The sequence below is a fragment of the Marinobacter sp. genome (genome assembly GCF_048269445.1).
Classification (GTDB): Bacteria; Pseudomonadota; Gammaproteobacteria; order Pseudomonadales; family Oleiphilaceae; genus Marinobacter.
On record NZ_JBLXIQ010000008.1, the window covers coordinates 207,255 to 226,816 of the forward strand.

At 56.3% G+C, this 19,562-nt stretch carries 15 protein-coding genes; 7 read left to right on the plus strand and 8 right to left on the minus strand.

What is annotated here, in order from left to right:
* Window positions 1–91: 91 nt before the first annotated feature.
* From ACN0XM_RS17025 to ACN0XM_RS17035, 3 genes are all read right to left on the minus strand, one after another.
* Window positions 92–400: a helix-turn-helix domain-containing protein gene (locus ACN0XM_RS17025; RefSeq protein WP_417568129.1), complete on the minus strand. Its 309-nt coding sequence runs from the start codon at window positions 398–400 to the stop codon at window positions 92–94.
* Window positions 401–1,057: 657 nt separating this feature from the next.
* The gene (gene gabT, locus ACN0XM_RS17030; protein WP_417568130.1) at window positions 1,058–2,329 is read right to left on the minus strand and encodes a 4-aminobutyrate--2-oxoglutarate transaminase; all 1,272 of its coding nucleotides are present in this window, start codon (window positions 2,327–2,329) and stop codon (window positions 1,058–1,060) included.
* 31 nt (window positions 2,330–2,360) lie between these two features.
* Window positions 2,361–3,821, minus strand: a complete 1,461-nt coding sequence (locus tag ACN0XM_RS17035; RefSeq protein WP_417568131.1) for an NAD-dependent succinate-semialdehyde dehydrogenase — start codon at window positions 3,819–3,821, stop codon at window positions 2,361–2,363.
* Between the two features lie 116 nt (window positions 3,822–3,937).
* Between ACN0XM_RS17035 and ACN0XM_RS17040 the strand changes: the two genes are divergently transcribed.
* From ACN0XM_RS17040 to ACN0XM_RS17055, 4 genes are all read left to right on the plus strand, one after another.
* Complete coding sequence (locus ACN0XM_RS17040; RefSeq protein ID WP_417568132.1) at window positions 3,938–4,879, plus strand: LysR family transcriptional regulator; 942 nt, start codon at window positions 3,938–3,940, stop codon at window positions 4,877–4,879.
* Window positions 4,880–5,178: 299 nt separating this feature from the next.
* Window positions 5,179–7,110 (plus strand): PA domain-containing protein, encoded by a 1,932-nt coding sequence (locus tag ACN0XM_RS17045; protein WP_417568133.1) that lies wholly within the window; start codon window positions 5,179–5,181, stop codon window positions 7,108–7,110.
* 85 nt (window positions 7,111–7,195) lie between these two features.
* Complete coding sequence (locus ACN0XM_RS17050) at window positions 7,196–7,666, plus strand: hypothetical protein (RefSeq protein WP_417568134.1); 471 nt, start codon at window positions 7,196–7,198, stop codon at window positions 7,664–7,666.
* A 126-nt stretch (window positions 7,667–7,792) separates the two neighbouring features.
* Window positions 7,793–8,311, plus strand: a complete 519-nt coding sequence (locus ACN0XM_RS17055) for a YncE family protein (RefSeq protein ID WP_417568135.1) — start codon at window positions 7,793–7,795, stop codon at window positions 8,309–8,311.
* 298 nt (window positions 8,312–8,609) lie between these two features.
* On the opposite strand, the gene ACN0XM_RS17060 is transcribed toward ACN0XM_RS17055, so the two are convergent.
* From ACN0XM_RS17060 to ACN0XM_RS17075, 4 genes are read right to left on the minus strand one after another with little or no spacing between them, the layout of a single operon-like run.
* The gene (locus ACN0XM_RS17060; RefSeq protein WP_417568136.1) at window positions 8,610–9,737 is read right to left on the minus strand and encodes a hypothetical protein; all 1,128 of its coding nucleotides are present in this window, start codon (window positions 9,735–9,737) and stop codon (window positions 8,610–8,612) included.
* Window positions 9,730–12,234, minus strand: coding sequence for an FtsX-like permease family protein (locus ACN0XM_RS17065; RefSeq protein ID WP_417568137.1), 2,505 nt, complete (start codon window positions 12,232–12,234; stop codon window positions 9,730–9,732). Before ACN0XM_RS17065 ends, ACN0XM_RS17060 begins: the two co-directional genes overlap by 8 nt.
* On the minus strand, window positions 12,231–12,917 hold the full coding sequence (locus tag ACN0XM_RS17070; protein ID WP_417568138.1) for an ABC transporter ATP-binding protein: 687 nt from the start codon (window positions 12,915–12,917) through the stop codon (window positions 12,231–12,233). The genes ACN0XM_RS17065 and ACN0XM_RS17070 overlap by 4 nt, the downstream gene beginning before the upstream one ends.
* Window positions 12,918–12,926: 9 nt before the next feature.
* The gene (locus ACN0XM_RS17075) at window positions 12,927–13,673 is read right to left on the minus strand and encodes an outer membrane lipoprotein-sorting protein (protein ID WP_417568139.1); all 747 of its coding nucleotides are present in this window, start codon (window positions 13,671–13,673) and stop codon (window positions 12,927–12,929) included.
* A 331-nt stretch (window positions 13,674–14,004) separates the two neighbouring features.
* On the opposite strand from ACN0XM_RS17075, the gene ACN0XM_RS17080 reads away from it, so the two are divergent.
* Window positions 14,005–15,411 carry a PLP-dependent aminotransferase family protein gene (locus ACN0XM_RS17080; protein ID WP_417568140.1) on the plus strand — a complete coding sequence of 469 codons (1,407 nt, stop codon included), beginning with the start codon at window positions 14,005–14,007 and terminating at the stop codon, window positions 15,409–15,411.
* 121 nt (window positions 15,412–15,532) lie between these two features.
* Window positions 15,533–16,918, plus strand: coding sequence for a cytochrome c oxidase accessory protein CcoG (gene ccoG / locus ACN0XM_RS17085; protein WP_417568141.1), 1,386 nt, complete (start codon window positions 15,533–15,535; stop codon window positions 16,916–16,918).
* Window positions 16,919–17,186: 268 nt separating this feature from the next.
* Here ccoG and ACN0XM_RS17090 read toward each other — a convergent pair whose 3' ends face one another.
* Window positions 17,187–18,359 carry an MFS transporter gene (locus ACN0XM_RS17090; RefSeq protein ID WP_417568142.1) on the minus strand — a complete coding sequence of 391 codons (1,173 nt, stop codon included), beginning with the start codon at window positions 18,357–18,359 and terminating at the stop codon, window positions 17,187–17,189.
* 100 nt (window positions 18,360–18,459) lie between these two features.
* Between ACN0XM_RS17090 and ACN0XM_RS17095 the strand changes: the two genes are divergently transcribed.
* Window positions 18,460–19,353 carry a LysR family transcriptional regulator gene (locus ACN0XM_RS17095; RefSeq protein ID WP_417568143.1) on the plus strand — a complete coding sequence of 298 codons (894 nt, stop codon included), beginning with the start codon at window positions 18,460–18,462 and terminating at the stop codon, window positions 19,351–19,353.
* Window positions 19,354–19,562: the final 209 nt, after the last annotated feature.

A 19,562-nucleotide genomic window follows, 5' to 3' on the forward strand; every position in this document is an offset into this window, starting at 1 on the left:
AGTGAGAAACCAGTACTCGCAGTCGGTTCATTGCGAATAAGCAGGGAGTTTATGGCAGGTAGAGAAGGGGAGCTTTCAGATTACGGAAGCATTATTTCGATTTTCGGCGGAACTGACTTGGTGACTTCCCGAAGTGGCGGGAGAAGCGATCACTGAAGTGCGACAGCGAGCTGTACCCCACAGAGTCTGCAATCCGCTGGATACTGAGATCGGACTGCTCCAGTAACCTCCAGGACGCCTGCATGCGTAGCTCAGTCAGGTAATGGTGAGGCGTCATACCGATCTGACTACGAAACAGCTCGTTTAGCTGCCGAATGCTCAAATGGGCAACGGTGGCGAGTTCATTGGTGATAATTTTCTTATGAAAATTTTCATCAATGAACTGCTTCGCTGCAGACACCCTCCGATCCAGATTCAGTCTGTCGCCGTGGCGTTCCTGCAAAAGCTGAATCAATCACAACAACATCTGATGCTGTGTATGAGATGACCCTGCTCCATTTACCAGCTGGGAGTGCAAAAACTGGACGTAGTGGAGCAATGCCAAGTCCAGCTCAACAAAGAAAGGGAGCCGCTCCAGCGCAGGTGCGAGGGCCTCTGGCACATCGGCCACCAGAAATCGATTGTCGTCGGACGCGAAGTATCCGTGGGTGCTTCCGGATGGAATAACCGCGGCACGTTTCTGTTCAACGTAACCCTCGATTTGGTCTATGGACAGAGAAAGTTTACCCAAGAGAGGCAGCACCAACTGGTGGTACCTATGGGAGTGTTGCTTTCCCTCATCACTATAGCTTCGGAGATGAAACGTAACGTCGGGTTTTGCCATATTAGGGTGTGTTTTCTCACTTCCAGCCGATACTTATCGGGCGCAAGACCGGCGGTCAACTAACCCGGAACATTACTCTGTGGATGGCTTCAGCCGTCTCCAAAAAGATCTACAAATATCTACTCTATAATAATATACAGGTCGGGTTTCAGAAGTGCCTTTTTGAAACCAGCTATCACTGCGCGGTGTGATAGCTGGACGGTTACCGCTTGGGCGGATCGTGTAGATGAATGCTTAATCCGCAAGTTCCGCGAGACACCTCTCAAGGATTGCGAGCCCCTCTTCGAGCACCTCATCTTCAATTGTGACCGGCATGAGAAAGCGAAGCGTGTTGCCGTAAAGGCCGCAAGAAAGCAGGATCAGCCCTTTCTCACGCGCGCGCTTGCAAAGCGCAGCCGTGAGCTCCGCATCGGGCTCTTTGTCAGCTGAGACAATATCCATGGCTGCCATGGCGCCCAGATGACGAACATTCTCCACGCAAGCGAAACGCTCCTGCCACTTTGAAAAGCGCTGGCCCAGAGTCTCCCCCAGGGACTGGCTCCTCGTGAGGATGTCTTCCTCTTCAAACACCTCAAGCACCGCCAATACCGCTGCACACGATACCGGGCTGCCAGAATAGGTGCCGCCAAGTGAGTTCGGGCCGGATGCATCCATATGAACATCCGTACCCACAATGGCGGAGATCGGCATGCCAGCTGCCATGCTTTTGGCCATGGTCATCAGGTCGGGCTCAACACCGCTGTGTTCTATGGCAAACATTTTGCCCGTGCGGCCAAAACCGGACTGAACTTCATCAACAATCATCAACATGCCGTGTTCATCGCAGATGTCGCGCACCGCTTTGAGGAAGCTTGCTGGTGCAGGATAGAAACCGCCCTCGCCGAGAACCGGTTCGATCACAATGGCTGCCGTGTCACGTGGGTTGGCATCGGTCTTGAGCGTCATTTTCAATCCACGAATGGCGTCTTCTTCACTGACACCATGAAAAGGCACTGGATACGGCGCACGGAAGACGTTACCCGGCATTGTGCCAAAGTCGGCTGCATACGGAGCGACTTTGCCGTTCATCGCCATGGTCATAAAGGTGCGGCCGTGGTAGCCGCCGTCAAAACAGATGACGTTGTTTTTACCCGTCGCCGCCCGCGCAATCTTGACCGCATTCTCTAAGGCTTCAGCGCCGGAGTTCACTAACATGACCTTACCGTGTCCTCTCACCGGGGTGAGTTGGCTTAGCTTCTCAGCGACTTTGACGTACCCTTCATAGGGCATCACGGTCTGGCAGGTGTGCATCACACGCTCTAGCTGCGCTTTTACGGCCTCCACGACTTTTGGGTGGCAATGACCAATGTTTAGCACCCCAATCCCGCCGGCAAAATCGATAATACGGTTGCCATCCGCATCCCAGATCAAGGCATTCTCCGCACGATCCGCAAACTGCGTGGCGGGGCTGGCAGCGCCGTTGGCAACATACTTCTTTTTCAATTCATTCAATTGCGCGTTATTCATCAACTCTCTCCTTATCAGACAGTAGCAGCGCTCAAAGGCCGCCCATACACAGATATTTGATTTCGACAAAGTCATCGATGCCATAGCGGGAGCCTTCGCGCCCGATGCCCGACTCCTTGATACCGCCAAAGGGCGCAACTTCCGTAGAAATCAGCCCTTCATTAATTCCGACCATGCCGTACTCAAGAGCCTCAGCCACACGCCATACCCGGCCGATGTCCCGGCTGTAGAAATACGCGGCAAGGCCAAACGGCGTATCATTCGCCAGCTCCACAGCCTCCGATTCCTCGGTAAAGCGGAAAACCGTTGCGACAGGGCCGAAAATCTCCTCCTGTGCAATGCGCATACTTGCGGTTACGCCGGTCAATACGGTGGGCGGATAAAAGTTCGGATTCTCCGGAGTCCCGGGGTTTTGCTGAGTGATCAGGGCGCCATTGGCCAGCGCGTCTTCAACAAGCCCGCGTACTTTGTTGACTGCCTTATCGTTAATCAGAGGGCCAATGGTCACGGCCTCGTCGAAACCATCGCCGACTTTCAGATCCCGGACGGCCACATTCAGCTTTTCAACGAACAGGTCGTGAACGCCATCCTGAACAAGAATGCGGTTGGTGCACACGCAGGTCTGGCCCGCATTGCGGAACTTGGAAGCCATCAATCCGGAGATGGCTGCGTCTACGTCAGCGTCGTCAAAAACAATAAACGGCGCATTGCCCCCCAGTTCCAAGGAGACCTTCTTCACGGTATCGGCGCACTGACGCATCAGTAACTTGCCCACCGGCGTTGAGCCTGTGAAAGACAGCTTGCGCACCCGAGAGTCCTCGCATAGCGTAAGGCCAACCTCCGGTGCCTGCAGCGTCGTAACCACATTGACAACGCCTGCGGGAATACCGGCCTGCCGGCTCAGTTCCGCCAGCGCCAGCGCACACAGTGGGGTATCTTCACCCGGCTTGATCACAACCGTGCATCCCGCCGCCAGCGCAGGGGCAACTTTTCGGGTGATCATTGCAATAGGGAAGTTCCAGGGTGTGATCGCCGCAACTACACCAATTGGCTGCTTGATGGTCACAAGACGCTTATCGGGGCCGTGGGCGGGAATAACGTCGCCATAAATGCGTTTGGCTTCTTCCGCAAACCACTCAACAAAGGATGCCCCGTAGGCGACTTCGCCCTTGGCCTCTGCAAAGGGTTTGCCCTGTTCGTTGGTCATGATGGTGGCCAGGTCATCCTGGTTCGCAAGGAGAAGGTTGAACCAGTTGCGCAGGAGAGCCGCACGCTCCTTTGCGGTCAGGGCTTGCCAGGGTTTCAATGCTTTTTCGGCAGCGTCGATGGCGGCATGGGTTTCGTCTGCTCCCAGATCGGGAACAGAGGCCAGGGTAAGGCCGTTGCTGGGATTGAAGACCGGAAATGTTCTGGCTTTGGCGTCCTGGACCCACTGCCCATCAATAAAGGCACGATCCCGAAACAATTCTGGTTGATTGAGGTTTAACGTCATAAAGGGCTCCCAAGCGTCCTGGCCAAAGTGGCTTATACAGTTGAAGGGATGGTATAGCGGCATGTTCGTGTGATAAATATGAATGATTGTAGGTATACGTTGATGGCCATCAAACAATGAAAAAGGATCTGAAGATCAGGCTAGGGCAGGTTGGTGATTACGAGATACGTCTTCTTAAGGTATTCGAGGCTGTTGTGGAAAACGGTGGTTTTTCTGCGGCTGAAAGTGAGCTGAACATAGGCCGCTCAACCATCAGCACTCACATCGCGAACCTGGAAGAGCGCCTGAATCTAAAACTTTGTTCGCGAGGCCGGGGCGGGTTCTTGTTGACGGAAGAGGGAGCTGAAGTCTATGAATTAATGAAGACGCTCCTGTCGGCTCTCGAAGGCTTCCGTTCAGGGGTCAATGCCCTGCACGTCAGCCTTACCGGCGAGCTGCGCATTATTGCCAGCGATGCTATTTGCATGGACCCCCAATCCGGGCTTTCGGAGGCGATTGCTCGATTCTCGGAAGCGGCGCCAGACGTTAATGTGCTGCTGGATGTGAGATCACTCAGTGATATTGAACGGATGGTCCTGAACGACAAAGCGGACATAGGCGTGATTCCTTATCATCGCCCGCTTACCGGGCTGGATTATCGCACACTGTACGCTGACGACTGCCACCTTTACTGCAGTCGCACCCATCAGCTTTTCAACGCAAAGCCATCGCCAGAACTGCTGGATCAGGTTCTCTCCAGTAAAGTTGTTCACGCCGGGATTCACACTAGCCCCCAGGTTGGCGCTCAATTGGCGGATATGAACAAGGCAGCGATTTCCTATTTCTACGAGGCGCGACTCGCGATGATCCTTTCCGGCGCCTACATTGGTTTCATGCCAGACACTTACGTTCAGCGCTATGTGGAGGCAGGAGATTTGCGGGCTCTTGTACCCGAAACGAGGCACTATTCATTAGAGGTCTGCACCATCACCCGTACATACGGCAGGGCTAATAGGGCGCGTGAGCTGTTTCTTGAGCGTTGGATGGACGTGGTCAATCATGCCCGTCATCCGAATTAAAACAGAGCTCGCTGCTGACACCCGCCATAGGCCGGGTTTTTCCAACTCTCGGTGGACCTGATACGGGGTCTGGGTCATCCCGCTGAGCCGATAGATACAGTAAAACGTCAGAATGTTTTACATGTCACCCCCTCCACCGAACCACTGGTTAGCGTAACTCTCTAAAATTAAGACGATATTTTTGCATGGCATGCATGTGGCTTGCTCTTTCGCTGGTCTAAAAAACCAGACAACTCATGTCCGAGGGAATTATGTAGTCGTCGAGACAACAATAAAAGCTGAGCAAACGGAAGGGCACTATGAAGCAATTAAAAGCATTCAAGCTTGGTTTGGTAGTCATTTCAAGCTTTATGGCATTTTCGGCTCTAGCGGCACCGCCACCGGTGGTCACCGACGACCCCCACGACGAATCCCATGACGAATCCCAACATCTACTAAGCATTTCTGACGGACTCGTTCGTTCCGATCCGAGCGCCCCCCTCATGGAACATGATGCCGCAGTAGCCGACATCATCAGTGATGCGCCGTTCGCCAAGGTTATCAAAAACCTGGCTGAAGCCGGCCGCGGAGAACGGCTCTCTGCAAACTCCACAACCGATGTTTGGGCGCTGGGCAACTATGCGTATACCGGCACCTTTAACAGCCCTTGTGGCGGCGACCCAGACGCGGGCATCTGGATCTGGGACGTGCACAACAAAACCAAGCCAGAATTTGTTGGCATCATCCAGTCACCGGAAGGTAGTCGCACTAACGACGTCCGGGTGGCGACATTAAGTTCGGGCGATATCCTGGTACATTCGAACGAATCTTGCGACGGAGGCCCTGGCGGATATGAGGTCTATAACGTTGACGACCCATCAAATCCTGTCCACCTGGCGTCAGTTCGAATTGATGACCCGAATTCTCAAACTCCACTTATCTTTGGGCCCATCACCGACGTTGGTGTGCACAATCTTTGGCTCTTCAGCCAGGGCGCACAGGACTACGTGGGCGTAACGACCGAGACTGTGTACGGCAACTTCCACATCTACGAGATCACTGATCCAGCCAACCCGGTGCTGGTTTCTTTCTGGGGTGCAGAAGAGTTATTCGACCCGGGTGTAGTTGCCAGCGGAGATTTTGGTCGAAACCTGGATGCAGCCCTCTGGCTTCTGGACGGATTCGGTGCTTCTGCAAACCGATTCCTGCACGACGTCACCATCACCGCCGACGGCACCAGAGCTTACCTTGCCAATTGGGATGCAGGCCTGGTTCTCCTGGACATCAGCGATCCGACTAATCCTCAGCTCGTTTCGGTAGCCCTGGATCCAGCCAATGGCTCACTCGATGGCGAGGTCAACAGCCACTCAGTCTGGCCCAGTGAGGACGGCACGATCGTGGTCGAAGGTGAAGAGGACTTCAGCGCCTGGGAGGCCACCGTTGCCCCTGGCAATGTGACGTTCGGCAACGGCAACCCCATTCCGGGTGTGATGGCGGCAACCTCGACGGGCGATGCATTTGAAGCAAACCAGACTGGCAACGGCGGGTTCATAACGGCCTCCAGCGTGGAAGTTACAAGTGGGCCGCTGACCGGCTCGGTCTTCGGCGCCAATGAATTCAGCGGAAACAACGTCCCGCTTGGTGAAGGCTCGTACGCAGGTAACTTCGTCTGGATAGGGCAGGCTTGTAACGGCGATCCGATTCTCAATCCGCTCGGAGCCGGTGATATTGCTGTCGTTCGCCGCGGTGCCTGCTCGTTTGCGGAGAAGTCCGTGAACGCGTCAAACGAAGGAGCTGGCGCAATCGTCGTGACCAACAACAATCCAAACTCTACACCTTGGAGCGGAATTCGTATCTGGAACTATTCCGACCCGGCCAATCCCGTACTGGCCTCGATTTTCGACACCGAATGTTCGGCTTCGACCGCGCCTGGTGGCAATTGCGACGCCCGCGGAACCTATTCGAGCCATAATGTCCTGGTTGAGACCAGTGGGAATAAGGTGAAAGCGTATATTTCCTGGTATTCCGATGGTGTCGTGGTAGTGGATGTCACCAATCCGTATGCTCCTGTTGAAGTTGCTCGATACCATCGCGCCGGTGCCGAGTTCGAAGCTGAAAACGGCGGCATCCAGGATATCTGGGGAATTTACAAGGTTCCGAATGAGCCATGGATTTATGCGTCTGACCGTAACGGTGGTCTTTATATTCTTAAAGAGTACGGTTCAGGTTCAGCGAAGAACGGTAAAGATTAACCGAAGCGGCGACTTTGGTGACTGGAGGCGGTGCTCGGCACCGCCTCTTTAAAAAAAGTCATAGCAACTGATAGGGGTCGCAATCATGAAAAAGATATATACCGGCGCCATTGGCGCTTTTGCAATCTGCGTAGCGTTCACTGCCGTCGCAGATACCGAGAAGGTCGACAGCACTCTCTATTGGTTACAAATTGCCCCGGGGCAAGTTGTGGAGATGCCTAATGGGACAAAAGGGAGAACGGTCATTAGAAACCATGCAACCGTGGTTCAGGCAGACGGCGACGTGTCTAGCCAATGGTGCACTGGACACCAAGGCGTCGATGGTTCAGGACAAGCTGGAGGCGCGGGCTATTGCACGAGTATCTCGGACAACGGCGACATGCTGTTTATTTCCTATATGCTTGGTTCAGAAGATCAGCCAGCGAATTGGACAGTAATGGGTGGTACTGGCGCCTATGAAGGCGCCACCGGTAGTGGAACGTCGACCATTACGTCCCGTCGCGGCGATGGGCGCGCCTGGACCAGCCAAGCGCAAGGAAGCATCACGACCAAGTAGTTGGTTCGGGAATGGCGGGGCTTTCGAGCACCCGCTCACCGATCTTCGACGATTTCCAACGCTATACCGCCGACGAGGTGAACGCAGTCTCTGGCAAGGATCTCTCTGGGAAAGACGGCGGCCAGAGTGTCATTAGAACAGGCCGTTCCTAAACCGATCTATGCTGCAGTTCAGAATTCCGGTGTTGTTGAACGTTTCCCTTCAAAGTCCACCTGGCCGGGTGTGGAGGGCGCTCACTACACTGCGTTGAGCCCGGATGGTAAACAGTTGATGGTGTCCGGGTTCAAGACCGGCAATGTCTACATCATGGACACGGATATCGGCGAGATCCAGGCGAGCTTTCCAATCGGCAAAGTGGTGCAGGGCGTCAAAGTGTCACCCGATGGGCGTTATGGCTTCGCCGTGGCAACCACCCTGGGAGAAATTGCAGTCATCGATATGGAAACCCTGTCACTGGTCAAAAAGATCAATGTGGGTGACTCGCCCCACAATATTGATATTTCTGAGGACGGCCGTTACCTTTATGTATCCGTGACGGCAGACAATCTGATCACCGTTATTGATCTGGAGTCCCTGCAGGTGGTGCGTCGGGAGCCTGTCGATGGCAAATTCCCGTTCTGGGTTGCTGTTCCCGGCAACCCCTGAAGGTATGTCCCCATATAGGCACTCATACAGGCACTCATATTTAATCTCAGGCACTGGTTGACTGGTTTATACCGTCCTGCGGTGGTCGGAGCCGGAGGATGGGCAGTAGCACTGGTGCTCGCCGGGGTAATGCTGTTTCCCGACGTGGGCGTCATGAGTCACGACCATATCCCGATGGTGAGTGATGCGTTGGCAGACTATCAAAAGGTGACTCTCACGGACCTGCCTGCGTTGGCAAACACCGCTGATATATCAGCTCCAGCCAAGTTAGCAGGTGGTCGTCTACGCTGTGCCGGCGTCAAAAAAACCACTGGGCTTCAAGCAATCCCAGGCTTTTGAGTGCCCCGTATTCACTGTCGTCGTTGCCGCCAAACAGCTGCACGCCAGCTGTCAGATACACCTCTATGGGCACCGGCAGTGTCCAGGTGGAGCGGGGATAGAACACCCAGCTGTGGTCGTCGGCGTTGCGGATCGCGACCACACGGTACTGCCAGAAGGGATTGATGTCCTGCCAAACCAGTAGGCCGGTGTAGTGGCGGTCCGCGTATTGGGGCTCCCCGGCCGCCAGGCGGCTGAGAGACAGTCCCGGATCTGGCGCAGGCCGGCCGTTGTAAAAGTATTCCAGGGCAAGATTGACGCCGTTGCGGAACGACCAGTTGAGATCCGCCACCGCCTGCCAATACCTGGCTTCCTCGTCAGGTTCGCTCCACACCGCTTCCATGCGCCAGCCGGTGCCGGCCAGTGAACCACTGCCCCCGATACCAGCCTTGGTGACATCGGCGAAGGTTCCGGCCATCACACTGGCATCCACACCGGCCACGAAGCGCTTGACCCGGCCCGCGGTGCTGGCATTGTCGTCCCCATGCTGCGGGGCATGCACGGCACTGATCCGGCCCAGGGCGCCCCAGGACGTATCCCAGAGCAGCGCATCGACGCCGATGCGCTCATCCGGTTCCAGTTGCAGGGGGCTCACCGGGTTGAGGATATCCATGGGGTTCCAGATCAGCGCGGTGGACCAGTTCACCTGCTGCCGGCCGAGACGCCAATCCCCTGCCGGCGAACGCCACTGCACCGTGCCCCGGTACAACTGGTGGCGGCCCACAAGATCGCCGGATTCGGTCAGCTCGCCCTGCAAGTCCCAATATCGCGGATCCGGGGCGTCCTTAAGCAGGGCGAATTCGGGGCTGTCGAGAAAGCTGCCGGTAACCAGTTCCACATCGTAGGCCGCCTCAAGGGTCCAGTCGCCCTGGCGATAGCGCGGTTCCAGGCGCAGACGGGTGAGGTTCGACAGATACGGATCGTCGTCCACCAGCGAACGTGAACCCACAGTGAGGTTCTTGAGCGAGCCGGAATGGCTGAAGTCGGCCCCGGCGTGCGGCGCCAGCATCAGGCTCACTGCGATTGCAGTGCATGTGCGTTTAACCATGGCGAATCGCCTCCACCGGATCCAGTCTTGAGGCCCGTCGTGCCGGATACAGGGCCACCAGCACGGAGCAGATGAAGAGCAGCAAACAAGGCAGCCAGACGTGGTCGAAGATGAGCACCGGGTAAATCACGTCCGTTACTCCGGGAACGGCTTCAAATGAATGAGCGATGTCCGAGAGGTCGATCCCCCTGCGGTTATACCAGGCCACAATCAGCGTTCCGACCACACTGCCGGCGGCCATGCCCAGTAGCGCCAGAAACAGAGCCTCAAAGAGGATGGTCAGCACTATCTGGGAGCCGCGCGTTCCCAATGCCAGCATCACGCCCAGCTCACGGGTGCGCTCCATCACCGACATCACCATGGTGTTCATGACACCAATCGCAACCACGACGAACACCACCGAAAGGATCAGGTAAAAGTCGATCCGGGTCATGTCGATCATTTGCATCACTACCGGTAACAGGGTTTCCCAGTCCTGGGCCACCAGATCGGCGGACAGGGTGCGGTTAAGGTTCTGGGCCAGCAGCGTGCTTTGGCTTCGGTCCTGCAATCGCAGGGCGATACGCGAGGCCTGGTCAGGCTGGAAACCGAGCAGAGTCCGGGCCCTGATGAGACTGGTGAAGACGTACTCACTGTCGAACAGGTCGCTCCCGGTGCGGTAAATACCGGCGATCGGGTAGGCGCTGGAGGCGAGGTCACCACTGGCCTGCTGAGCTGTGACGACCAGCTTGTCGCCCAGGCGGGCGTCCAGTTCGTCTGCCAGTTTCTGGCCGATCACGATGCCGTCGCCGGCGGGCTCCACATAATGGCCTTCAACAATGTAATTCGCCAATCGGGTCACCTGCCTTTCCCGCTCCGGGTCCACGCCCACCACCTCCACCGGGCGGCTGGTCTTGGGATTGGCGACCATGGCCTTGACCTGCACCCGCGGGGCGACGGCTTCGACGTTGGGCTGCTGCGCCAGCGCCTGCACGCGGGAGGCGGTATCGGAGATACGCAGGGCCGGGGACAGATCCACATCATGGCCCCGCTGCATCACCTGCACATGGCCACTCAACTGTTGGGTGGAGTTGCGGATCATCTGCTCGAAGAAGCCATCGGTGAAACCGTACAGGAACAGATAGGCGGCGAGCCCGAACGCGGTAGCCGACGCGGTGATCAGCGAACGGCGCGGATTGCGGAACACCGAGCGCAGTGCCATCTGGGCAAAAATCAGGACACGGTTGTTGGCGGTGACTTCAGCATGGACGCGGCGCAGACGGTTGCTGGCGCTGCGATGGGCATCCATGGCTTCCAGGGGCGTATGACGGCTGGCAATCCAGGCCGGCACAACAGCGGCCAGCAAGGCCACAATGATCACCACCACACCAATGATCAGCCAACGGCCGGGACTGGTGGTGGGATAAACGATACCGCTCAGCCCCGGCATGGTGTCCATGGCCTGGATGTAGGCGGTGAAGTCGAGGCCGTGGCTGGCGTAATAGGTGGTCACGGCCAGCCCCAGGATCAGGCCGATGGTGTAGCCCACCAGGGCCAGCAGGGTGGTTTCCATCAGCACCAGTTGCACAATACGCGACCCTGAGGTGCCCAAAGCCATCATCACCCCGAACTCCCGGCCGCGCTCCATCACGGACATCAGTATGGTGTTGACGATACCGGCCGCCACCACCACAAACACCACGAAGATAACGATGTAGGTCACCGCGTTGTGGAAATCTACCATTTGCATCAGCGAAGGCATCAGGGCGGGCCAGTCGAGGACTTCCACACCACGCTCGCCCAACTGTGTCTCCAGGGTTGCCACGACACCCTTGAGGAGGTCGGGGTCGTCAACCCGGGCGGCGACCTCCGTAACCCGGCCCCAGAAGGCATACAGGGACTGGGCTGCATCAAGAGGGATCTGGGCCAAACCGCCGTCTATGCGTTTCACGCCGGTTTCAAACAGACCCACCACCTTGAAGCGGTCGGCGCCAATGGAACCGTCCGCTGCCTGCACCACCAGGGCCAGTTCGTCGTTCAGGGCCACCTCCAGTGCCCGGGCGGCGCCCGTGCCGAGGACGATTTCGTTACCGGATTGCAGATAGCGGCCCTGGACAATGGATCGGTCCAGCCGCGTGACGGAGCGCTCCTGCTCGGGCGCCACCCCCATTACCTGCAGGGCCCGGGACTGGTCGGCGAGGCTGGCCAACGCGTGGCCGGTGACCCGGGGCGTGGCGGCGTCCACTCCGGGGACATCCGCGACAGCCTCCGTCAGCTGCCATTGCTGCGGCAAAGCGATGTTCATTTCTCGCTCGTCGTGGAAGCCGCGTTTGTGCACCTTGAGGTCGCCGGTCATGTAGCCGGTCATGTTGTTGATCATCTGGGCGTTGATGCCGTCGATAAAGGCCCAGAGAAACACGAGCCCAGCCACGCCGACGACCAGGGAGAGCAGGGTGATGCCGGTGCGGCGGCGGTTGGCGCGCAGGTTGCCCAGGGCCAATCGCAGCCAGGCCATCATGAACGGTGCTCCTCGCGTTCGATGCGCCCGTCCTTGAGGTGCACCACCCGGCGGGCCCGCTCCATCACCATGGGATCATGGGTCGAGAAGACGAAGGTAACGCCGTGCTCGTCGTTCATCCGCCTCATCATGTCCAGCAGGGAGGCGCCGGTTTTGGAGTCGAGGTTGGCGGTGGGTTCGTCGGCCAGAACAATGGCCGGCTGGCTGACAATGGCCCGTGCCACCGCAACCCGCTGTTGCTGGCCGCCAGACAGTTCGTTGGGCAGACGACCTTCCATCCCCTCCAGACCGACCTCTGCCAATATCTGCCGCGCCTTTTCGCGTCGCTCGCGGAACGGCATGCCGCGCAGCATCAGCACGTATTCCACGTTTTCCTGGGCCGAAAGCACGCCGATCAGGTTGTATTCCTGGAACACGAAACCGATCTTCCACAATCGCAAGGCGGTGCGCTTCCTGCGGTTGAGGCCGGTAATCTCCTGACCGTCGATCTGGATACGGCCGGAGGTGGGTTCATCCAGGGCACCGATCTGGTTGAGCAGGGTGGTCTTACCGGAACCGGACGGCCCTACCAGGGTGGTGAATTCACCGGCCTCGATAGCCACGGAAACGTCATCGAGAGCTTTGACCGCCACGCTGTCCTGACGGTAGATGCGCGAGGTTTTTTCCACATTCACAATCGCCATGACGTGTCCTCACTGTGGATTGCGCAGGCGGCGCAGGGTGAAAAGGTCGTCCTCCAGGGGCAAATTGAACTCGATGGACTCGATCTCGATTACGGTGCGTGATTTGGCGTCGTCGGTATCCACCATGGTCCAGCGGGTGGGAATGCGGCGCCCGCCCATGGTCTCGATGGCGCTGTAGGTCATTTCCTTGACCGCCTGATCCCGCTCACCGAAGTAGGTCACGGCTACTGGTATATGGTCATCGCGGATTGTGAATTCCAGGCGACTCCACACGACTGGAGCGTCCGGCTTGGGCGTAGAGCTCACCTCATAGATGATCACGCCGTCCTGCTCCTCGCTGCCGGTGATTTCGTGGCTGTAGTCGTCGACGAACGAGCTTTCCTTGACCAGGTCGTCATTGCTGAAGTTGGAGCCCATCCAGGGCTGTAGCATCATTGAGGGCGGGATCTTGATGGTGCGATCCACCTTGGGCAGGTAGTTCCACATGGCATCCTTGATGCGTAGCGAGCCAATGCCGGCTTCTTTCTTGGGCGCGTGGATGCGGATCAGGGTTCTTTCGGGTCGGTCCATCCAGGCTTCCAGGTCCAGCTCCCGGGTCCAGTACTCGGTTTCGATGCGCATGGTAAAACGGCCATGATTGGAATCGCCCCAGAGGGTGTCTTCCATACCATCGACCAGCTCCTCGCCTCCAGGCGAGGACTCGGCAGCGAGCGCAAACAAGGGAAACAGGAGCAGGGCTGGGAGAAGCCTTTTCATCACGAAGTCCTTTGTCGTTTGTTGGTGTTTTCTATTTCACTTAAACCATTACTTTAATAGACCTTCCTTTTTGAAGGCCGTTCCTCGATAAGGCTGTAGCCGCTTCGCGTTTATCCAGCGTTGCGGAAATAGGGGTCAGGTGCAGGGCGATACCGTTTTCTGCATGACGTTAGATCCGACCAGCGAGGATGGAGAAGTAAACAGCCACTCAGTCTGGCCAAATGCAAACGGTACTATCGTGTATCGGGGGATAAGTGTGCCCGAACTTGCATTATGCATAGGTGCAGGTGTATGAAATTGCCGATGCATCAGGACAGGGTAAGGGCCATAAATGACTGACGAGTACCGCTATCAGCAACTGGAAGGCTGGTTATTGAAGGGAATCCTGGAGCAGCGTTGGCGATTGGGAGAGCGCCTGCCTTCGATCCGAACTCTGTGTGCCGAACAGAAATTGTCCAAGGCAACGGTTCAGCACGCCCTGCAGCGACTGGAGGCCCAGGGCCTGATCGAGGCACGCCCTAAAGCCGGCTACTTTGTTTCCTTGCAGCCGGACGGAGTGAAGAAGCCGGTTAGTCGTGTCCGCATAGAAGCCCCACGCCCGGTAAATGTCAGCGATCTGCTGCTGGATATCATGGGCCGTAGTGCGGCGTTTGATTTACTGCCGGATCTTCACAGTGGCGACCTTCCGCCAGGAATAGTGACTCTGAACCGTTCGATAGGCCGGGCACTGAGACGCCAAAAGGGCGAAGACTTCCAGTATTACGATAAGCCTGCAGGGTTTATCGGCTTGCGGGAACAGTTGGCGCTCCATCATGCCAGGCGAGGGTGGGCCGTCTCACCGGAACAGCTTTGCATCACCTCAGGTTGCCAACATGCCCTGTTTCTGGCGTTGATGGCATCCTGTGAGCGTGGGGATGTGGTCGCTGTCGAATCCCCGGGATTTTACGGTGTATTGCAACTTCTGGAACAGCTTGGCCTTAAAGTGGTGGAAGTGCCCACGTCCATGGAGACGGGCATGGACATGAATGGCCTTGAGGAAGTACTTGAACGTTGGAAGGTAACAGCCTGTATTGTCTCTCCTTCATTCTCGACACCGGGAGGTGCGTTGATGCCGGAGCCAGACAAAAAACGCCTGCTTTCGTTGGCGGAACGACATGACCTCGCGGTGATCGAAGACGATATCTATGGAGATACTGCACTTGGTCGTTCTCCTGATCCGCTGAAGGCCCTCGATGTTGAGGAACGGGTTATCCTGTGCAGCTCTTTCTCCAAATCCCTGTCCCGGGATTTGCGGCTTGGCTGGATATCCGGCGCGCGTTGGCACGACCGGATCCTGCACCTGAAGCTGGTTACCCAACTGGCCAGCAGCCGGTACCTCCAACAGGGCGTGGCGGACTACATGGCCGATGGCAGTTTCACCTCCCACCTTCGCCGTCAGCGCCATGAACTGAGGGTTAACAGGGACAGATTGATTGCGTCGCTCCATACCTGGCCCGGGGAGGTACGGGTCAGTACCCCGCAAGGTGGTCTGACTGTCTGGGTGGAGTTGCCAGAGACGGTCGACACACTGGCGGCATACACGAATGCCCTGAAGCACGGCATTATCATCACACCGGGCCCGCTGTTTTCGGTATCCGGTCAGTTCGAAAATTGCCTGAGAATAAGCTTTGCCCATACCTGGAACGAATCCCGAATGGACGCTCTCCGGAAATTGCCCGGTTTGCTGTACAACGAGTAGAAACGTCTGACTGTGTCTGCATATCTGTACCTATTCAGATTATATTAATTGCGCCTGTGCCCATTGGGTGCTGAGGATTATTCTCCCTGACAGTCCAATTATTGTCGGGGGAGAGTATCCGTTGAGTAACGCCATTCCTGTACGTAACCTTGCCGTAGGGCCTGATGACAACGGCAAAATCCACACCCGTAAGTTCCAGGGCTTTTTCAGACGCTTGAGAATTGCCGGCGGAACAATTCTGTTTACCCTGTTTTTCGGTACCGTGTGGTTGTCCTGGGGCGACCGCCAGGCGGTATTGTGGGATTTGTCCGAAAAACAGTTTCATATCTTTGGTAGCACCTTCTGGCCCCAGGACCTGATACTTCTGTCCGCTATCCTGCTCATTTGCGCCTTCGGCCTGTTCTTCATAACGGTCGTTGCCGGACGCGTATGGTGTGGTTACACCTGTCCGCAAAGTGTCTGGATGTGGGTATTCATGTGGGCCGAAAGAGTGGCAGAAGGTGACAGAAACCAACGCAAAAATCTGGATGAGGCGCCCCTGTCACCGTTGAAGATCTACAAGCGGGCGTTAAAGCACGGAATGTGGCTGGCAATCAGTCTGGCAACCGCTGTGACTTTCATTGGTTATTTTGCCCCAATCCGGCAGCTGGTTACGGATCTGTTCACCCTGCAGGCCACTGGCATGGCCGCGTTCTGGGTGTTTTTCTTCACAGCCGCCACCTACCTCAATGCCGGCTGGCTTCGCGAAAAAGTCTGCCTGCACATGTGTCCTTACGGGCGCTTTCAGTCCTCCATGCTGGACAGGGATTCCCTGGTCATCAGCTACGATGCCCAGAGGGGAGAGAACCGAGGAGGGCGCAAAGCCGGCTCGGATTACAAGGCCGAAGGCCTCGGTGATTGTATCGATTGCCAGATGTGCGTTCAGGTCTGCCCAACCGGCATCGATATCCGCGATGGCCTGCAAATGGAATGCATCGGATGCGCGGCCTGTATTGATGCCTGCGATTCCATCATGGACAAAATGGACTATGCTCCGGGCCTTATCCGTTATACCAGTGAAAGGGAACTGGAAGGTGGACGACTGAGGATCCTCCGCCCACGGTTACTGGGATACGGCGCTCTGCTGGTGTCGTTTATTGCCATTTTATCCTGGGCGATTATGGACAGACCCATGGTCGAGTTTAACGTGGTCAAAGACAGGGGACTGTTCCGGTTCGACGGAACGGGGAATATTGAGAACAGCTATATCCTGAAAGTGCTCAACAAAAGTCAGGATAGCCAGACCTTCCAGTTAAGTATCAGTGGTGTGGACGGACTGAGCATGATCGGACATCCGAACATCGTCGTGAATGCGGGCGAATGGCGTGAAATGCCGGTATCGGTAACTGCGGTACCGGAGGCACTTGATCGTGGCGTCACTGATATAGCGTTTCATCTGGACCCAGTAAACGACAGCGGCGAGCGTCTGGTCGAAACCAGCCGCTTTATTGGGCAGCCGAACCAGTAATTGAACAGGGGAGGTCTCTGGGTGTCAGGTAAAATGGCTTGGCCAGGTGATAATCGCGAGTCCTGTTTGCCGGTCAGGATCTCGACGCCATTACGGAATGCGTGTCCACGGTTTTCATAGTCTGCGCCAAACAATGGGTATTCCGAGGCGCGATCTCCGCATCCATGGGCTGCGTAGCGGAAGAACGACTGCGGCCCAAAAGGCCGTTTGTTGAGCGTCCGTTGGCGTTGGCCTTTTTGGGCCTCCCTCTCGGGAGGCCACTCAAGTCTCATGCAGTTGCTGTTCTGCGGTTGTCTAGCGATGCTGAAAGCCGGGTCAGGAGAAGCGCACTGAGGACGATAACTCCGCCAATCCAAGGCGTGTTCATCAGCCCCATATCCTCGACCACGTGCCCACCAAGCCAGGCGCCGCCGGCAATACCGATGTTGAATGCGGCGATGTTTAATCCGGATGCGACGTCAACGGAATGAGGCGTATACCGCTCAGCGAGCTGGACGACATAGACCTGCAGGCCCGGTACGTTGCCGAAGGCAAAGGCACCCCAGACAAGCAGGGTGATAACCGCTGCAACCGGATTGTAGGCAGTGAAGGTAAGCACAAAGAGGATGGCAGCCAGGCCACCGAAAATGATGTACAGCGCCGAGGTCGGCCCTAGGCGGTCTGCGAGCCTGCCGCCCCAGATATTGCCAGTGGCCACGGAGATGCCGTAAACCAGCAGCAGCACGCTGACCATGCCAGAGGCAAATCCCGTGACATCCTCCAGAATCGGTGTCAGGTAGGTAAACGCTGTGAAGGTGCCGCCATAGCCAACGGCGGTCATGGCGTACACCAGCAGCAGTCGCGGATGGGTGATGACTTCAAGCTGTTGGCGGAGCGTGGCCGGCGCTGATTTCTTCAGGTTTTTCGGCACCAGCAGCGCGCTGCCAATCAGTGCAATGGTACCCAGAGCAGCGACGGTCAGGAACGTAGCACGCCAGCCGAAGGTCTGCCCGATAAACGTGCCCAGTGGAACGCCTGTAACCAGTGCCACCGTCAGACCGGTGAACATGATGGCTATTGCGCTGGCCTCTTTGTCCTTTGAGACAAGACTGGTCGCAATCGTTGAGCCAATCGAGAAGAACACGCCGTGAGCGAGCCCTGTCAGGATTCGGGCGGTCATCAGCGAGGCGTAATTCGGGGCCATCCAGGCAAGAACATTACCAATGATGAAAAGACTCATCAGGGACAGCAGCACCCATTTCCGATTCCAGCGACCCGTTAACGCAGTAAGTACAGGGGCGCCAACGGCGACACCGAGCGCATACAAGCTGACCAAGAGGCCAGCTGAAGGCAGAGTAACGCCCAGATCCTGGGCGATGGTTGGAACCAGTCCGACGATGACGAATTCGGTGGTCCCGATTGCAAAGGCACTTAATGTCAGTGCAAATAATGCAATAGGCATAACGTATCTCCAGTGGAGTTGATTGACGTTGCCTAGTGTGGTCTTTCATACTTTTGCGATAAACGGCGCTTTGTGAAAATTACTTTTGCGGATATTGAAAATGAAAAGTCGGGCGGACGATCTGTTCCTTTTGCTGGCTGTGGTCGATAGCGGCAGTTTCAGTGCCGCTGCGGAACAGTCAGAGGTTTCTGTGACGAGGGTTTCGCGGGCAGTTACTCGGCTTGAAAAAAGCCTGGCCACCACGTTACTGAACCGAACAACTCGAAGAATCAATCTCACGGAAGAGGGTCGACTATTCGTCGAAAAGGTCCGCGCGGGACTGGCAAACCTGGAAGAGGCGGAGGAGCAGTTAAGCATTCGAAACCAACGCCCAGCTGGCCGCCTAAGAGTGGATGCCGCCAATCCGTTTTTGCTACACCAAATCGTGCCTTTTGTTAGGGAGTTCCGGGAAGTCTATCCGGAAATAGAGCTCGAGCTAACAGCAAGTGATCAGATTGTTGATTTGCTCGAAAGACGGATTGATGTGGCTATTCGAATAGGCCCTCTAGAGGACTCTACTCTGCATGCGAAATCTTTGGGGCGTTCACCGTTGTCCATCGTGGCATCACCCGAATATCTGAAACGCAGAGGTGGTTGTGCTTCTCCAAATGAATTAATACATCACAGTATTGTTGGATTTACAGCGCCAGAGTCACTGAATTTCTGGCATTTGGGCGAGGGTGTTCGGGTCCAGCCAACAATCCGGGCCAGCAGCGGTGAGGCGGTACGTCAGCTTTGCCTGGCTGGCAACGGCTTGGCGTATCTATCGCTGTTCATGGTCGAAGCTGATATCAAACACGGTAAGTTGATAGAAGTTCTGTCCGATCATTTGGTTCGTCCGAATCCCAGAGAATTAGTAAGCGCTGTTTACTATCGGAACACGACTTTAGCCGCGCGCATTCAGGTGTTTCTGGATTTCTTTATGGGTCGCTGGCAGTTTGGCCGTCAGGAATAGTTAGCCGGAATGTGTGGACGACCACAGAAAGTACCAAGTTTCCCGAAAGACAAATCAATAAGTTGGGCTCAGAATTCCACATAAAGTGCTAGAAAAACTTAAAGTAGATTCTAGAATAGGGCGCAGATCCAACTGACCTGCCCCCAATAACTAAACCACTCACTGCTTAGTAATGTCGGTTAATTTCGACCCTTTTCCCGTAGTCCGGT

What these genes read in the sequence shown, in the direction of transcription:
- ACN0XM_RS17075 (WP_417568139.1), bottom strand. Translation starts at nt 13,673, where the DNA reads ATGAAAAGGCTTCTCCCAGCCCTGCTCCTGTTTCCCTTGTTTGCGCTC.
- gabT (WP_417568130.1), bottom strand. Translation starts at nt 2,329, where the DNA reads ATGAATAACGCGCAATTGAATGAATTGAAAAAGAAGTATGTTGCCAAC.
- ACN0XM_RS17065 (WP_417568137.1), bottom strand. Translation starts at nt 12,234, where the DNA reads ATGATGGCCTGGCTGCGATTGGCCCTGGGCAACCTGCGCGCCAACCGC.
- ACN0XM_RS17080 (WP_417568140.1), top strand. Translation starts at nt 14,005, where the DNA reads ATGACTGACGAGTACCGCTATCAGCAACTGGAAGGCTGGTTATTGAAG.
- ACN0XM_RS17040 (WP_417568132.1), top strand. Translation starts at nt 3,938, where the DNA reads ATGAAAAAGGATCTGAAGATCAGGCTAGGGCAGGTTGGTGATTACGAG.
- ACN0XM_RS17070 (WP_417568138.1), bottom strand. Translation starts at nt 12,917, where the DNA reads ATGGCGATTGTGAATGTGGAAAAAACCTCGCGCATCTACCGTCAGGAC.
- ACN0XM_RS17095 (WP_417568143.1), top strand. Translation starts at nt 18,460, where the DNA reads ATGAAAAGTCGGGCGGACGATCTGTTCCTTTTGCTGGCTGTGGTCGAT.
- ACN0XM_RS17060 (WP_417568136.1), bottom strand. Translation starts at nt 9,737, where the DNA reads ATGGTTAAACGCACATGCACTGCAATCGCAGTGAGCCTGATGCTGGCG.
- ACN0XM_RS17045 (WP_417568133.1), top strand. Translation starts at nt 5,179, where the DNA reads ATGAAGCAATTAAAAGCATTCAAGCTTGGTTTGGTAGTCATTTCAAGC.
- ACN0XM_RS17035 (WP_417568131.1), bottom strand. Translation starts at nt 3,821, where the DNA reads ATGACGTTAAACCTCAATCAACCAGAATTGTTTCGGGATCGTGCCTTT.
- ACN0XM_RS17090 (WP_417568142.1), bottom strand. Translation starts at nt 18,359, where the DNA reads ATGCCTATTGCATTATTTGCACTGACATTAAGTGCCTTTGCAATCGGG.
- ACN0XM_RS17050 (WP_417568134.1), top strand. Translation starts at nt 7,196, where the DNA reads ATGAAAAAGATATATACCGGCGCCATTGGCGCTTTTGCAATCTGCGTA.